Source organism: Pseudomonas sp. RGB (assembly GCF_007713445.1).
Classification (GTDB): Bacteria; Pseudomonadota; Gammaproteobacteria; order Pseudomonadales; family Pseudomonadaceae; genus Aquipseudomonas.
The window spans coordinates 274991-289184 of record NZ_VMSH01000006.1; the positions used below are offsets into that span (position 1 = coordinate 274991).

General features: G+C 59.5%; 18 protein-coding genes and 1 pseudogene. 13 read left to right on the forward strand and 6 right to left on the reverse strand.

All coding sequences use genetic code 11. The annotated features are described in order from the left end of the window. Position 1 precedes the first annotated feature (1 nt). From FPT15_RS15535 to FPT15_RS15595, 13 genes and pseudogenes are all read left to right on the forward strand, one after another. Positions 2-646, forward strand: coding sequence for an NAD(P)H-dependent oxidoreductase (locus FPT15_RS15535; RefSeq protein ID WP_145162573.1), 645 nt, complete (start codon positions 2-4; stop codon positions 644-646). Next, positions 585-965 (forward strand): MerR family transcriptional regulator, encoded by a 381-nt coding sequence (locus tag FPT15_RS15540; RefSeq protein ID WP_145162576.1) that lies wholly within the window; start codon positions 585-587, stop codon positions 963-965. Before FPT15_RS15535 ends, FPT15_RS15540 begins: the two co-directional genes overlap by 62 nt. Positions 966-1101: 136 nt before the next feature. Continuing rightward, positions 1102-1329, forward strand: coding sequence for a hypothetical protein (locus tag FPT15_RS15545; RefSeq protein WP_145162579.1), 228 nt, complete (start codon positions 1102-1104; stop codon positions 1327-1329). Between the two features lie 36 nt (positions 1330-1365). Further along, positions 1366-1719 carry a hypothetical protein gene (locus tag FPT15_RS15550; RefSeq protein WP_145162582.1) on the forward strand — a complete coding sequence of 118 codons (354 nt, stop codon included), beginning with the start codon at positions 1366-1368 and terminating at the stop codon, positions 1717-1719. Between the two features lie 188 nt (positions 1720-1907). Next, positions 1908-2033, forward strand: a pseudogene (locus FPT15_RS15555) (RHS repeat domain-containing protein); the annotation flags it as partial. A gap of 14 nt (positions 2034-2047) precedes the next feature. Next, the gene (locus tag FPT15_RS15560) at positions 2048-2194 is read left to right on the forward strand and encodes a polymorphic toxin type 47 domain-containing protein (protein ID WP_178119702.1); all 147 of its coding nucleotides are present in this window, start codon (positions 2048-2050) and stop codon (positions 2192-2194) included. Continuing rightward, a complete protein-coding gene (locus FPT15_RS15565; RefSeq protein WP_145162585.1) occupies positions 2191-2586 on the forward strand; it encodes a hypothetical protein in 396 nt (131 codons plus the stop codon). Before FPT15_RS15560 ends, FPT15_RS15565 begins: the two co-directional genes overlap by 4 nt. Before the next feature lie 259 nt (positions 2587-2845). Continuing rightward, the gene (locus tag FPT15_RS15570) at positions 2846-3259 is read left to right on the forward strand and encodes a hypothetical protein (RefSeq protein ID WP_145162588.1); all 414 of its coding nucleotides are present in this window, start codon (positions 2846-2848) and stop codon (positions 3257-3259) included. Between the two features lie 226 nt (positions 3260-3485). Further along, entirely contained in the window at positions 3486-4616 is a 1131-nt protein-coding gene (locus FPT15_RS15575) for a Fic family protein (RefSeq protein ID WP_145162591.1), read from the forward strand. A gap of 85 nt (positions 4617-4701) precedes the next feature. After that, entirely contained in the window at positions 4702-4944 is a 243-nt protein-coding gene (locus FPT15_RS15580; protein WP_003176346.1) for an exodeoxyribonuclease VII small subunit, read from the forward strand. Beyond that, a complete protein-coding gene (locus FPT15_RS15585) occupies positions 4941-5828 on the forward strand; it encodes a polyprenyl synthetase family protein (RefSeq protein ID WP_145162594.1) in 888 nt (295 codons plus the stop codon). The genes FPT15_RS15580 and FPT15_RS15585 overlap by 4 nt, the downstream gene beginning before the upstream one ends. Before the next feature lie 110 nt (positions 5829-5938). Next, positions 5939-7837 (forward strand): 1-deoxy-D-xylulose-5-phosphate synthase, encoded by a 1899-nt coding sequence (gene dxs / locus FPT15_RS15590; RefSeq protein ID WP_145162597.1) that lies wholly within the window; start codon positions 5939-5941, stop codon positions 7835-7837. A gap of 140 nt (positions 7838-7977) precedes the next feature. Then, positions 7978-9879, forward strand: a complete 1902-nt coding sequence (locus tag FPT15_RS15595) for a TonB-dependent receptor domain-containing protein (RefSeq protein ID WP_145162600.1) — start codon at positions 7978-7980, stop codon at positions 9877-9879. Positions 9880-9985: 106 nt separating this feature from the next. Here the strand turns inward: FPT15_RS15595 and FPT15_RS15600 are convergent, their stop codons facing one another. From FPT15_RS15600 to thiL, 6 genes are all read right to left on the reverse strand, one after another. Further along, positions 9986-10345 (reverse strand): transcriptional regulator, encoded by a 360-nt coding sequence (locus tag FPT15_RS15600; protein ID WP_145162603.1) that lies wholly within the window; start codon positions 10343-10345, stop codon positions 9986-9988. A 126-nt stretch (positions 10346-10471) separates the two neighbouring features. Continuing rightward, a complete protein-coding gene (locus FPT15_RS15605; RefSeq protein WP_145162606.1) occupies positions 10472-11272 on the reverse strand; it encodes a cobalamin-binding protein in 801 nt (266 codons plus the stop codon). Continuing rightward, a complete protein-coding gene (locus tag FPT15_RS15610; protein ID WP_145162608.1) occupies positions 11269-11688 on the reverse strand; it encodes an MFS transporter in 420 nt (139 codons plus the stop codon). The genes FPT15_RS15605 and FPT15_RS15610 overlap by 4 nt, the downstream gene beginning before the upstream one ends. Further along, positions 11685-12302, reverse strand: a complete 618-nt coding sequence (gene ribA / locus FPT15_RS15615; RefSeq protein ID WP_017135999.1) for a GTP cyclohydrolase II — start codon at positions 12300-12302, stop codon at positions 11685-11687. Before ribA ends, FPT15_RS15610 begins: the two co-directional genes overlap by 4 nt. Before the next feature lie 129 nt (positions 12303-12431). Continuing rightward, positions 12432-13157 (reverse strand): ABC transporter substrate-binding protein, encoded by a 726-nt coding sequence (locus FPT15_RS15620; RefSeq protein WP_145162611.1) that lies wholly within the window; start codon positions 13155-13157, stop codon positions 12432-12434. 57 nt (positions 13158-13214) lie between these two features. Then, positions 13215-14180, reverse strand: coding sequence for a thiamine-phosphate kinase (thiL, locus tag FPT15_RS15625; RefSeq protein WP_145162614.1), 966 nt, complete (start codon positions 14178-14180; stop codon positions 13215-13217). Between the last annotated feature and the right edge of the window lie 14 nt (positions 14181-14194).

The window sequence follows — 14194 nt, forward strand, 5'->3', positions numbered from 1 at the left end:
CATGCCCCAGCGCATCCTGGTCATCCTCGGCCACCCTCGCGGCACCAGCTTCTGCTCAGCCTTGGCCGATGCCTACATCCACAGTGCAAAAATCGCCGGCCACCAGGTACGCGTCCTACCCTTGGGCGACCTCACTTTCGACCCCGTGCTTCACCACGGCTACACACAGATCCAACCATTGGAACCTGACTTGCTCAGCGCCCAGTCCGACATCCTCTGGGCCACCCATCTGGCATTCGTTTTCCCGATCTGGTGGGGTGGCATCCCGGCGTTATTGAAAGGCTTTATCGACCGTATTTTCCTACCCGGCTTTGCCTTTAAATACCGCGAAGGCAAGTCGTTTCCTGACAAGCTGCTGCTCGGCCGAACCGCGCACGTGTTGGTGACCCTGGACACGCCGCCGTGGTATTACCGCTGGTTCTACCGCATGCCCGGCATTCATCAGGTGCGCAGCACCACACTGGCGTTTTGCGGCATCAAGCCGACCAAGACGTTGATGTTCGGGCCGGTGCTGGCCTCTACGCCAGCGCAGCGGGCAAAGTGGCTGACTCAGGCTGGCGGACTAATGGGAAAAGGGAGTTTTCATGTACATCGGCAAAGCCGCGCAACTGTCGAGCACGACCATCAAGGCGATTCGTCACTATGAGGCGATAGGCCTGTTGCCAGCGCCGAAGCGGGAGGGGCGTTATCGGGTCTATTCGGCGCAAAGTGTCGAGCTGCTGGCGTTGATCAAGTGCGCCCAGCAGTTGGGGTTCAAGCTCAAGGAGTTGCAGGGAATTCTGCACGGGCGCGAGGGCGATGTTTTGCCTTGGGAGCGTGCAGACCAGGCTATCGCCAGCAAGAAGCGCGAACTGGCCGGGCAGATTGCCAGGTTGCAGCAGATGCAGGCGGAGTTGATGGCGTTTGAAGCGCAGCTCAAGGACGCGCAAGGGCAGTGCCCGTCAATAAGCATTTTCGCTAGTTGAGGTAGCCGTCAGCCTTGAGTTGACACCGACTTTTTCGTTCTCTGCGCAGTCCCTTTCTGATTTTTCCAGCCGTTCATCCAGGCGCTTTTTCCTGCGGCATGCTCCGACGCCTTGCCCTTTTGCCGAGACGTCACGGATGACCCACGCTGCCCATATTGCCTTTATCGAACATGAGCTCAATGGCTTCCATCAGAGCCTGGCGGAGTATCGCCAGCAGATGAGCGCCTGGTATGCGCGGGCGCTGGATTCGGTCAGCCATGCAGAGGACAGCACCAATGAACATGGGAAAGATAATCGGAGAAGGATACAAACGGGACGGCTACGAATATGGAAAACAGAAAAAAGCCAGAGTTTTTTTGAATGAAGACGGAAACCCCATAACAGCCTTTACGGATTTCGAATGAAAATCAAACCAAGCCTTTCAACAATCCAAGGTCTGCTTTTTACATATTGCATCGAAAATGCAAGAAACCCTGACAGAGAGGAGCTTATTGCTTTCACAGATGTTAACAACTCGAAAGAGCTTAAAGACCTGTTCGACAAGCTGACCAGACCAGAATTTATCAGATATAAACATGAGGAAAGACAGCGACACATCCAGACCCTAGAATACTTTCTAAACACTGAGGAAACATTCGAAGCTGTTTTTTACCTTTTCGACACTTACTTCAATGACGAAATCATTGATAAAAGACAGTTCATGAAAGTATTGCTTGAGTGCCTTATACGTTACAACTTAGAAGCAAACGCATGAACCGTAACGTTGTTGGCGAGCGAGCTTGCTCGCGTTGGGCCGCGAAGCAGCCCCAATAAACCCTACGCGTTTCCCAAGCCAAACCCAGGGCAAGCCTGCTCGCCACAATAAGCCTGCTCATCACAACAAACCTACTCACCAGATACCAAAGTTCACCCTCAAAAAATGAGTGAACCCGGCGCCCCAATCAACTCGTCACCGAATATCGCTACGACTGTCAGCACCGGCTAATTAGCATCACCCAACCCAACGGGCAAACAGCCAGCTACCGCTATGACCCATTTGGTCGGCGCATCAGCAAAAGCGTCGACAACATATAGATAACCCTTTGCTGGTCCCGAGTACCAACGGCCCACGCTCACCTCATATTGGCTACCAGACTGCCGGAAAGCGCGGTAACGGAGGTGCCAAAAGAGCCCATATCTTGCTGAACCTAACCCCCGTCAACCGCTCCAGGATTGGTATTGCACAATGAGTTACCTAGAAGCAGAGATCGACGAAAGCTTAGAAAACTTAGGTATTCAGAGTAGAAAACTTGCCCCCAAAGACTTAGATATATTAATCGCATCTCTTGGCAACGCGTTTTTCTGCGAGAGTGCCAACCATCTTGATCCAACTCAGTTACGGGTTAACCGCACGGAGTACAACCCTGATTTCTGGCAAGAGGTATCAAAGCACATTCAAAGTGATCAGTTGATTTTCGTTGTGTTCGACACGTCCTATAGAGCATGGGAAATCGCCTCTCCCCAACAACTTGAGCGTATTTTATCTGATACCACTGGATACCCATTCTGGATGACGGACATGAGCTTTGGATTTCTGATCTACATGGACGAGCATGATTGCGTTAGTTGGGCTTATCCCTGAAAAACAACTTTCCCTCACGCGGCCATCAACAACCCCGACACCGAACAAAACGGCAAATGAAAATACGTATCCAACCGCACCAACCTCCACCCGCCCAGTTTTTTAAACACCTCTCCAGCACCGAATCGCTGATCGCCCAGGCAAACATCACCACTACTATCGCGCGGTCCTCCAACGCAGGGTTCATATGAGAACCGGCGAGAAATAAAACCGACCGTATCCCCCTCCGTATGCCAAAAAGACTTCTGAAGGACGACAAATGATTACTCTACTGAAAAAGTCATCAGACCCTATAACAAACCACTATAAAAAAGGAAAAGTGATAGCACTCAATAAGCATGCAAATGATGATGTGATATTTCTCATTGAGGGAACAGCTATAAACTGTTTTGTCAGCTACTGCCCCTACACTATCGAAGTTGGAGAAACCTACGACATAGAACTCACCCTAAACCTTTCCGACGACTACGAGATTGAACGGGTTGAACCGAGGAAAATACTGGTTGAAAAGGCGAATTATGGTTATTGCTACTTCCTCTACGGAGAGCTACTCAATGAGATTTTTCTTACCTTCACTTCGCTGAGCGATGAAGATATCCACTACGAACACCCCGAATGTAACGAGCACTTTATTAAATTAAAAGTTCAAAGAATTGACGCTAGTTTTCGCTGAGCCTGACAGTGAGATCAGCCCCCATCGCCTTTTTGTATTCACAAAAAGGCGTCCAGCGCAAAGCTCTAGATTTTGAAGCATATCCACGCCGAGGCTTGGAGCAAGCGGCTAATGACTCTCTCGAATAGTTTGAAAACAGCACGATGAGCCGAATAGAATGCACAATCGGCTCACTGAATGAGCCGAATAGCCCATTTATTCGGCTCACGCACCTAGGCACGCCTTCATGGATTCTCCTTCCTGGATCTGGCAACACACTGACTGGCCTCACTTCCATTGGCAGCCCGGACGCCTGGCTGTCTTGCTGCGCGAGTGCACGCAAGCCCAAGGCAAGCTGCTAGGCATGCTCGGCGCCGTTAGTCAGGCGGTCAGTGCGCAGAATGAGCTGGATGCTTTGCTGCAAAACATCCTGACGTCTTCGGCAATCGAAGGCGAGCAGCTGAATGTCGGCTCCGTGCGATCCTCTTTGGCGCTCCGCTTGGGCCTGGAGGCACTGCAAGATGGCCAGGTGAGCCGCCGCAGTGAAGGCCTCGCCGAATTGATGATGGACGCCACCAAACAATTCGCACAGCCGTTCACCCTTGCGCGCTTATTGAACTGGCATCACTGGTTGTTCCCGACCCCGGAAGCGGGCTTTGCCGCGCGCGCGCTCAATGTCGGCGCTCTGAGGGGAGATGAGCCCATGCAGGTGGTCTCGGGGCGACTGGATCGACCGACGGTCCATTTCGAGGCGCCACCGCGCCGGGGACTGGAGCAAGCGCTGGATGACTTCCTCGAATGGTTCGAAACCAGCCGCAACCAGCCAGAGCTGGACCCGTTGGTTCGCGCAGGCGTCGCGCACTTCTGGTTTGTCACGCTGCATCCGTTCGATGACGGCAATGGTCGCCTGACCCGCGCAATCACTGACTTGGCATTGGCACAAGGCGAGCATCAGGCCATCCGTTTTTATGCCATGTCAGCCAGCATTCTTGAGGATCGCGCCGGTTACTACAACGCATTGGAATCCAGCCAGAAGGCCACACTGGATATCACCGACTGGCTGGAATGGTTCCTGAAAACCTTGCTGCGCAGCCTGGAGCAGGCGATGGCGCGAATTGACCGAGTTCTGGCCAAGACCCGGTTTTGGCAGCAGCACCGCGACCTCTCGTTATCTGCCGAACAGATCAAGGTACTCAACCGCCTGCTCGACGGCGGTGAAAAAGGCTTCGAACACGGCATTAACGCCGCGCAGTACCAGGCAGTGGCGAAGGTGTCCAAGGCCACCGCAACCCGGCATCTTACTGATCTGTTGGAAAAAAACTGCCTGGTCCGTTTGCCTGGCGGAGGCCGTAGTACGCGCTATCAAATCAATGGCTGAAGCGACTGAAGCCACCCGCTCATTTGCCCACAATCCCCATGTCTGCTAGTGTCGCGCCGGTTTACCGTCTACCGGAATAGCCGCCATGGCCCGCAAAAAAGTTGCACTCGATTTCGAACAATCCCTCGCTGACCTGCAAACACTGGTCGAGCGTCTGGAGAACGGCGAGTTGTCGCTGGAAGACTCGTTGACGGCGTTCGAGCAAGGCATCGGCCTGACGCGCGACTGCCAGAGCGCGTTGGCGCAGGCGGAGCAGAAGGTCCAGGTTCTGCTGGAACGTGACGGGGAGTTGGCCGAAGAACCTTTCGATGCGGAACAGCCGGAATGATCGACGCGTATCAGGCCAGTAGCCAAGCCCGGGTCAACGCGGCGCTCGAGCCCTTGTTTGTTGCGCCAAGCCCGGAAATGAAGCGTCTCTACGATGCCATGCGCTACAGCGTGATGAATGGCGGCAAGCGTGTGCGCCCGTTGCTGGCGTATGCGGCGTGTGAAGCGCTGGGCGCGCCGGCCGAGCAGGCCAATGGCGCGGCGTGTGCGGTGGAGCTGATTCACGCCTATTCCCTGGTGCATGACGATTTGCCGGCGATGGACGACGACGATTTGCGTCGCGGCCAGCCGACCACCCACAAAGCCTTTGATGAAGCCTATGCCATTTTGGCCGGCGATGGCCTGCAGAGCCTGGCGTTCAGCGCCCTGCTGGACCCGCGCTTAAATAGCGTGAACGCAGAAAACAGCCTGCGCATGGTCACCGCCCTCGCCCTGGCCGCAGGCCCGGCCGGTATGGTCGGCGGGCAAGCGATCGACATGGGTTCGGTCAGCCTCAAGCTGGATCAACAGGCCCTGGAACATATGCATCGCCACAAGACCGGCGCGCTGATCGAAGCCGCCGTGCACTTGGGTGCGTTGGCCAGTGGCCGTGCCGACGCTGCGCAATTGGCCGCCCTGCAGACCTATTCCCGGGCTGTCGGCCTGGCGTTTCAGGTGCAGGACGACATTCTCGACGTCGAAAGTGACACCGCGACCCTGGGCAAACGCCAAGGCGCGGATGCCGCACGCGACAAACCGACCTATCCAGCCCTGCTTGGCCTTGACGCAGCCAAGGCATATGCCCTGGAACTGCGCGACCAAGCCCTGGATGCCCTGCGACTTTTCGACGCGGCGGCCGAGCCTCTGCGCGACCTGGCGCGGTATATCGTCGAACGCCGCCACTGAGAATGGCGGCCATTGCAGCCGCATATCGGCCAAGTTCGGCGCTCTGCGTGGGCAGTTTGCACCGCTTGAGGTAAACTGCCGCCTCTTCTATACCTATAACGATTCGCCTGATGCCCACGACGTTTCAAGAGATTCCCCGCAAACGCCCGTCCACGCCACTGCTCGACCGTGCTGCCACGCCGGACGGCCTGCGTCGACTGGGTGAAGCCGAGCTGGAAACCCTGGCCGATGAGTTGCGCCTGGAATTGCTCTACACGGTCGGTCAGACCGGTGGGCATTTTGGTGCCGGCCTGGGCGTCATCGAGCTGACCATCGCCCTGCATTACGTGTTCGACACCCCGGACGACCGGCTGGTGTGGGACGTGGGCCACCAGGCGTATCCGCATAAAATCCTTACCGGCCGTCGCGAGCGCATGGGCACCCTGCGCCAGAAGGACGGCCTGGCCGCCTTCCCGCGTCGCGCCGAGAGCGAGTACGACACCTTTGGCGTCGGCCACTCCAGCACCTCCATCAGCGCAGCGCTGGGCATGGCCATTGCCGCCCGCCTGCAAGGCAGCGATCGCAAGGCAATCGCGGTGATCGGTGATGGCGCGTTGACCGCCGGCATGGCGTTCGAAGCCCTGAACCATGCGCCGGAAGTGAACGCCAACATGTTGGTGATCCTCAACGACAACGACATGTCGATTTCGCGCAATGTCGGTGGCCTGTCGAATTACCTGGCAAAAATTCTTTCCAGCCGCACCTATGCCAGCATGCGCGAAGGCAGCAAAAAGGTGCTCTCGCGTCTGCCCGGCGCGTGGGAAATTGCCCGCCGCACCGAAGAATACGCCAAGGGCATGCTGGTGCCCGGCACCCTGTTCGAAGAGCTGGGCTGGAACTATATCGGCCCCATCGATGGCCATGACCTGCCAACCCTGATCGCCACGTTGCGCAACATGCGTGACCTCAAGGGCCCGCAGTTCCTGCACATCGTCACCAAGAAAGGCAAAGGCTTCGCCCCGGCCGAAGTTGACCCGATCGGCTACCACGCGATCACCAAACTCGAACCGCTCAACGCCCCCGCCGCCGCGCCGAAAAAGGCCAGCGGGCCGAAGTACTCCGGTGTGTTTGGCGAATGGCTGTGCGACATGGCCGCCGCCGACTCGCGCCTGGTGGGCATTACTCCGGCGATGAAGGAAGGCTCCGACCTGGTGGCGTTCAGCGAGCGTTTCCCGCTGCGCTATTTCGACGTGGCGATTGCCGAGCAGCACGCCGTGACGTTCGCCGCCGGCATGGCCTGTGAAGGCGCCAAGCCGGTGGTCGCGATCTACTCCACCTTCCTGCAGCGCGGTTATGACCAACTGGTTCACGACGTGGCGGTGCAGAACCTCGATGTGCTGTTTGCCATCGACCGCGCCGGCCTGGTCGGCGAAGACGGCCCGACCCACGCCGGCAGTTTCGATTTGTCCTACTTGCGCTGTATTCCCGGCATGCTGGTGATGACGCCGAGTGATGAGAACGAACTGCGCAAAATGCTCAGCACCGGCCACCTGTACAACGGCCCGGCCGCCGTGCGTTACCCGCGCGGCAATGGCCCGAATGCAGTGATCGAGAAAGACCTGGCGCCGATCGAGATCGGTAAAGGGATCGTGCGGCGCCAGGGCAGTAAGACGGCGTTTCTGGTGTTCGGCGTGCAATTGGCCGAAGCGCTGAAAGTCGCTGAGAAGCTCGACGCCACCGTGGTCGACATGCGTTTCGTCAAACCGTTGGACGACGCCCTGGTACGCGACATCGCCGCTAGCCATGAGCTGCTGGTGACCGTCGAAGAAAACGCCATCATGGGCGGCGCGGGTGCGGCAGTCAGTGAATTCCTGGCGCGGGAGAACATCCTCAAGTCGGTGCTGCACCTGGGCTTGCCGGATGTGTACGTCGAACACGCCAAGCCGGCGCAGATGCTGGCGGAATGTGGGCTGGACGAGGCTGGCATTGAAGCGTCGGTGCGCGCGCGCATGGCACTGCTAGGCCTGTAGAAACCGGCTCAAAAAATGTGGGAGCTGGCTTGCCTGAGATAGCATCACCTCGGTCTTACTGACAAACCGAGGTGCCTGCATCGCAGGCAAGCCAGCTCCCACATTGGTTTTGTATTGCTGATAAATGCTATGGACAGCCCATGAACCGCCTTCGCTTTGCCCTGCCCTTGCTGCTGCTGCCCGCCCCTGACCTGCTGGCCGACAGCTTCGAGCGCGACGACGCACTGAAACTCCCCGACGTGGTGATCAGCGCCAACCGCCAGGTCCAGGCGCGCAACGACAGCAGCGCCGCCAACACCGTGTTCACCCGTGATGACATCGACCGCCTGCAACCCACCAGCGTGACCGACCTGCTCAGCCGCGTGCCCGGCGTACAAGTGGCGCCCACCGGTGGCCGCGGCAGTTTGCCGGGCATCTATATTCGTGGCACCAAATCCGCGCAAAGCCTGGTGCTGGTCGACGGCCAACGCATCGCCAACACCAGCTCCGGCGACAGCGGGCTGCAATACCTGAACGTCGATCAGATTGAACGCGTGGAAGTGCTGCGCGGCTCGCGCTCGGTGATCTACGGCAGTGATGCGATCGGCGGCGTGATCCAGATATTCACTCGGCGTAATGCCGAGCAAGGCCTGCAGCCACGCTTGAAACTGGGGTTTGGCAGCCACCAGACCTGGGAGCGCAGCGTCGGTCTTTCCGGCGGTGATGAACACACGCGTTTCAACCTGGGCGCGAGCCTGGATGACACGGCGGGTATCAACTCAACGCGCGCGTCGTTTCCCAGCGACGGCGACCATGATGCCTATCGCAACCAATCCATCAGCCTCAACCTCAGCCATGCTTTCAGCGACGAACTGGAGGTTGGTTTCAATCTGTTGGATAACCGCGGCAAGTCAGAGTACGACAACAGCTTCGGCCGTTACGACGCGGCTTCCGGGCAAACTGTCGGGCAGAAACCCTACACCGATTACACCGTGAGCAGCGCCAGCGGTTATGTCGACGCCAAGCTCAATGCGCACTGGCAGTCGCGCCTGGAACTGGGCCACAGCGAGAACCTCGATACCAAGCGCGATACGCTCAGCGATGATTTCAGCGTGTTCAATACCTTTCGCGACTCGGTCAACTGGCAAAACGACCTGACGCTGAATGACCAGAACAGCTTGATCCTCGGCGGCGACTGGTACGAAGACCGTTTCCACGGTTCAACCACCTTCACCGAAAACAGCCGCTGGAACCGGGCCGCCTTTGTGCAGCATCGCTTCCACGGCGAGTGGTTCTCCACCGAACTGGGCCTGCGCCGCGACCAGAACCAGCAGTTCGGTGGCCAGAACAGCTGGAGCGGCACCCTCACCGTGCCGATCAACCCCGACAATGACGTGCTGCTGAGCTACAGCGAAGGCTTTCGCGCGCCGACCTTCAACGACCTTTATTACCCTGACACGAAGTACAGCAACCCCAACTTGCAGCCCGAAACGTCAAAGAGCTACGAGCTGCAATGGCGCAGCCAACTGAGTGACAGCACGCGCCTGGAAGCCTCGCTGTATCGCACCCAGTTAAGCAACGCGATCATCCTCGACAGCACCAGCAAGCCGCAAAACGTGGCGTCGGCGCGTGTCGATGGGTTTGAAGCGGCGCTCAAGCAGGAGCTGTTTGGTTGGCAGAGTAACCTGGGCGCCGCCTTCATCAACCCGCGCGACCGTGACACGGGCCACACCCTGGCCCGTCGTGCACGCCGCACGTTGAACCTGGATCTGGATCGACAATTTGACAAGTTGGGACTGGGGGCCAGTTGGCAGGTCATCAGCAGCAGCTACGACGACGAAAAAAACCGCAACCGCCTGGGTGGATACGCACTGCTGGGGTTGCGCAGCAGTTGGGCGGTGAGCCGTGAAATCCGTATTTCACTAAAGGTCGACAACCTGCTGGACCGCCAATACGCCCGCGCCCGCTACAGCTATAACGCTTCGGACTTTTCCAATAATCAGGACTACCGCGAAGCGGGACAGACCTGGATGCTCGGGCTGACCTGGACCCCGAAGCTGTAACCAACGCCCCGGCGCCTCGACCTATCGATTGACCTTTCAGGCAATGGCTCGCTGTCGGAACGAGCATTGCAGTGGCAGGGTCATGTGCGCCGCTCCCCTTGGCGCCTCAACGACGCTCGCGCATGGGCTCATTCGTACTCAGATACCCGGCCTTGATGGCCTCGGCGCAGTCTATAAACCCATAGGCGTTAACACGGCCGGCCTCGGTAAAGCCGACGTAGAAGTCCTTTTTTTTGCCTTGGCTTTCCAGTTCATAGTCAAAACACTGTGAGCTGCCACTACGAATCGGGGTGATGCGCTTGGGCTGCTGGATAGCGAGAATGTCCTGCTTGGAGGTTCTTTCGCCTCGGCCAGCCTTCTCTACCAGCGGATCAGCCCAGAAATTCATCAACGTTGAGACACCTTCCAGCGTCGCGCAGCCGGTCAGCAAAAGGGCAGTAGAAACACCGATGATCAAACGACGCATGGCCACCTCCTGTAGTGGAATAATCGCCATGCGGCACGCATCGCGGGCCATAGAGTAATCCGCTGCTGGCCGAGCCACTCAACGGAAGAATCTTATTAATCGGTAGGACAACACGCCTCTCGCACGCTAGCGTTGTGGGGCAATCAACGCGCAGAGCTCGGCCACCGCCTCGACCATCTGGCCGCTGGGCCGCTCCAGGCCTTTATCCGGCACCAATAACAAACGCCCCTGCGCCACGGCGGTCACCTGCGGCCAGGCCTTCCAGGCGTTCAACTGCGGCTGATCCCCGGCCAGAATCACCTCGGGATTGCGCTGCAACACCGACTCGATGCTGACCTGCGGCGCCGGCAGCTTCAGGTCATCGAACACATTGCGCGCGCCGCACACACTCAGCGCGTCGCTGATGATCTGCCCGCCGCCTACGGTGTACAGCGGCTGGTTCCATACCTGGTAAAACACGCGCAGCGGCTCGGCACGCTGGTAGCGTTGGCGCAGTTCGGCCAGGCGCTGGCGTAGCTGTGCGGCCAGTTGCCGGCCGGCGTCGGCGCGGCCCAATTGCTCGGCGATGCTCTGAACCTGGGTGGTCAGCTGTTCGAGGCTATGGGGTTCGGCGACATACACGGGGATGTTCAGGCGCTGTAATTGCTCACGCTGAGCCGGGCCGACACTGCCGGGCCACAGCAGGATCAAGTCGGGCTTGAGGCTGAGCAGGCGCTCCATGCTCAGTTGCCCGTACTGCCCAACCGACGGCACTTGCGCCAATGTCGCCGGGCGCTCGCCACCGTCGAGCACGCCCACCAGCAGGTCGGCGGCGCCCAGTTCAACCACGATTTCAGAGAGTGAAGGCGCCAGGCTGACGACGCGCTGGACCGCCAGCGCCTGGGCACTGAATGCCAACAGCAGCACCGCCAGCCAGTAGCGCATCATCCCAATTGACGCGGGATGCGGTAGAGGTAAAACAGCACCAGGGTGGACAGCGCCAGCAAAAACAGCGGCACCGCTTCCAGGCCGACAAACACCGCCAACGCGCCGATCCAGGCCGGTAGGGCCGCGACCAGCAAGGCCGTGCGACGACGGGCCGCGAGGGTGATCCAGGCAGCCGGTTCTTCGGCAGTATCGAGGGCTTTGGCGGTGGCGATCAGCGCGTGTTTATAGCCGTTAAAATAACGCAGGCTCAAAAACATCGAGGCCACGCCGGCAATAAAGAACGGCATGGCCAATACGGGAAGCAGGGATTGGGCCTGGCCGAACACCAGGTTGATCACGAACAACGGCAGCAATGCCAGGGCCAGGTACTGCCACCAGTTGAAGGACAGTCGCCGTTTCACCTGGCCACGGGTCACGCGCGGTCGACCTCGCCCTGGTGCTCGTTGCCCATCATGTGGTCGAGCTTGCTGGCTTTGGTCGCCAGGTAGAGCTTGTTGTGCGGGTTTTGCCCGGTGTGCAGCGGCACGCGCTCGGCCACGGTGATGCCCATCTCGGTCAAGGCTTTGACCTTGCGCGGGTTGTTGGTCATCAGGCGCAGGGATTTCACGCCCAGGTGCTCGAGCATCGGCAGGCAGATCGCATAGTCACGCTGGTCAGCGGCAAAGCCCAGGCGTTCGTTGGCTTCGACGGTATCGGCGCCGCCGTCTTGCAGCTCGTAGGCGCGGATCTTGTTCATCAGGCCGATGCCACGGCCTTCCTGGCGCAGGTACAGCAGCACGCCACGGCCTTCGCGGGCGATGGCGCGCATGGCGGCTTCCAGTTGCGAACCGCAGTCACAGCGTTGGCTGAACAATGCGTCGCCGGTCAGGCACTCGGAGTGCACGCGGCCAAGCACCGGCGCGCCGTCGGCGATGTCACCCAGGCTGAGCACGACGTGCTCGCGGCCAGTGGCCTCTTCGAGAAAGCCGTTCATGGTGAACGTGGCAAAAGGGGTAGGCAGCTTGGAAGCGGCGACGAAAACGACGGGCACCGTGTGCTCCTGATTTCAGATTTCACAGAGGGCGCCATTGTAACAGCAGGTTCCTACAGACGCTTAAGCTGAATTATCGCTGATAAAGATCAATCGGTTCGATTGGCCTTCGTCCCGGTTCTATGCAGGTCAGAACGGGTAAGGCTGCTTCCAGTGTCCGAAAATCGGCTTCAGTTCGCCGCTTTTGACCAAAGCCTCCATGCGCTGGTCATACACCGCCATCAAGGCCCGGCCGCGCTCAGTGTCGGCAAAGCCTATGTAAAGCGGCAGCTCGGCGATAGGCGTGAGCCTGAACTGCGAAGGATCGTCCGCCTGACCAAGCACGTACCTGGCTTCGGTGAGCGAGTCGATGTAGAAGTCGGCGCGGCCGTGCTGCAGCATCGGCAGGATGCCGTCTCGGCGTTCGATCTGGTTGAAGTGACGCAGGTTGGGCAAGTACTCCTCGTACTTGTAGCCGCGTACCCAGGCCAGGCGGTAATTGCCCAGCGTGGCGAGGCTTGGCGTCGGCGTCGTTGCCAGCCCGAGGGCGTAGATGTGGTCCGAGTCGAAATTCCAGTGCGGGTACAACACGCCGCTGGCTTCATCGCGATAGGCACCGACCCAGCCATCCACCTCGCCGCGCTGGGCCAGGCCGACCGAGCGGGTATAGGGCTCGCTGCGGGCTTGCAGGGTGATGCCGGCGGGCTCGAAGATTTGGCGCAATACGTCCCAGGCCAGGCCGCTGCCATCTTTGTTGGTGTAGTCGTTCCATTCCTCACTGGCCAGCGTGATCTTGCCGGGGACCGGGCCTTCATCTGCTTGGACCAGCGAGGCAAGTGCACACAGCACCACCAGCAGCCAACGGCGTACATCCATAACGACACAACCCCACACACCGTAATATCCGTATAGAGGGTAGCGCAGGTCGCTGGCTTACGGTGTTTCGTGAAAATGCTGATAGCCACGCACGGCCGGTGTGATGTCTTGCCCAGTGGCATCGAGCAAGGTGACGCCCTGCCCGGCCTCGACCCGACCGATCACGTGGATCGGCCAACCAGCAGCCTGCAACGGCGCCAGCTCGGCCGGCGGCAACGTGAACGCCAATACGTAGTCGTCGCCCCCGCTCAGGGCCGCCACGCGCGCCTGGTCATCACCGAGAAACGCCAGCAAGGCCGCCGACAACGGTAATTGCTGACGCTCAATCACCAGGCTGACAGCCGACGCTTTGGCGATATGCCCGCAATCGGCCAACAAGCCGTCGGAGATATCCATGGCCGATGTGGCCTTCGCCCGCAGCGCCAGGCCCAACGCCAGTTGCGGTTGTGGCGACCAGTAGTGCGCCAGCAGCGGCTCGGCGACAGCGGCGTCTGCCGTGCGTTGGCCCAGTACCAGCGGCAACGCACCGGCAGCATTGCCCAGCTCACCGCCTACACACAGCAAGTCACCCGGTTGCGCACCGCTGCGCGTCAACGCCTGCCCAGCCGGCACACGGCCAAACACGGTCAGGGTCAGGCTCAGCGGCCCGCGCGTGGTGTCGCCGCCCACCAGGCCGACGCCGCAGCTTTGCGCCATGGTGTTCAAACCCTGGGCATAGCGTTGCAGCCAATCGGCATCGACCGTCGGCGTTGTCAGGGCAAGGGTAAAGGCAAGCGGATGGGCGCCCATGGCAGCCAAGTCGCTCACTGCCACGGCCAGCGAGCGCTGGCCGAGCAGGAACGGGTCACACGGGTCGGCGAAATGCACGCCGGCCACTAACGTATCGGTGGAGATTGCCAGCTGCTCCCCGGCGGGGAGCGCCAGCAAGGCGCAGTCGTCGCCGATCCCAAGGGCAATGCCTTCGCCGCCCTGCGCACAGGGCGCGGCGGCGAAGTAGTTGCGGATCAGCTCGAACTCACCCATTGGGAAGGTCAGCG

What these genes read in the sequence shown, in the direction of transcription:
- FPT15_RS15595 (WP_145162600.1), top strand. Translation starts at nt 7,978, where the DNA reads ATGAACCGCCTTCGCTTTGCCCTGCCCTTGCTGCTGCTGCCCGCCCCT.
- FPT15_RS15580 (WP_003176346.1), top strand. Translation starts at nt 4,702, where the DNA reads ATGGCCCGCAAAAAAGTTGCACTCGATTTCGAACAATCCCTCGCTGAC.
- FPT15_RS15575 (WP_145162591.1), top strand. Translation starts at nt 3,486, where the DNA reads ATGGATTCTCCTTCCTGGATCTGGCAACACACTGACTGGCCTCACTTC.
- FPT15_RS15535 (WP_145162573.1), top strand. Translation starts at nt 2, where the DNA reads ATGCCCCAGCGCATCCTGGTCATCCTCGGCCACCCTCGCGGCACCAGC.
- FPT15_RS15550 (WP_145162582.1), top strand. Translation starts at nt 1,366, where the DNA reads ATGAAAATCAAACCAAGCCTTTCAACAATCCAAGGTCTGCTTTTTACA.
- thiL (WP_145162614.1), bottom strand. Translation starts at nt 14,180, where the DNA reads ATGGGTGAGTTCGAGCTGATCCGCAACTACTTCGCCGCCGCGCCCTGT.
- FPT15_RS15570 (WP_145162588.1), top strand. Translation starts at nt 2,846, where the DNA reads ATGATTACTCTACTGAAAAAGTCATCAGACCCTATAACAAACCACTAT.
- FPT15_RS15565 (WP_145162585.1), top strand. Translation starts at nt 2,191, where the DNA reads ATGAGTTACCTAGAAGCAGAGATCGACGAAAGCTTAGAAAACTTAGGT.
- FPT15_RS15620 (WP_145162611.1), bottom strand. Translation starts at nt 13,157, where the DNA reads ATGGATGTACGCCGTTGGCTGCTGGTGGTGCTGTGTGCACTTGCCTCG.
- dxs (WP_145162597.1), top strand. Translation starts at nt 5,939, where the DNA reads ATGCCCACGACGTTTCAAGAGATTCCCCGCAAACGCCCGTCCACGCCA.
- FPT15_RS15545 (WP_145162579.1), top strand. Translation starts at nt 1,102, where the DNA reads ATGACCCACGCTGCCCATATTGCCTTTATCGAACATGAGCTCAATGGC.
- FPT15_RS15605 (WP_145162606.1), bottom strand. Translation starts at nt 11,272, where the DNA reads ATGATGCGCTACTGGCTGGCGGTGCTGCTGTTGGCATTCAGTGCCCAG.
- FPT15_RS15540 (WP_145162576.1), top strand. Translation starts at nt 585, where the DNA reads ATGTACATCGGCAAAGCCGCGCAACTGTCGAGCACGACCATCAAGGCG.
- FPT15_RS15600 (WP_145162603.1), bottom strand. Translation starts at nt 10,345, where the DNA reads ATGCGTCGTTTGATCATCGGTGTTTCTACTGCCCTTTTGCTGACCGGC.
- FPT15_RS15585 (WP_145162594.1), top strand. Translation starts at nt 4,941, where the DNA reads ATGATCGACGCGTATCAGGCCAGTAGCCAAGCCCGGGTCAACGCGGCG.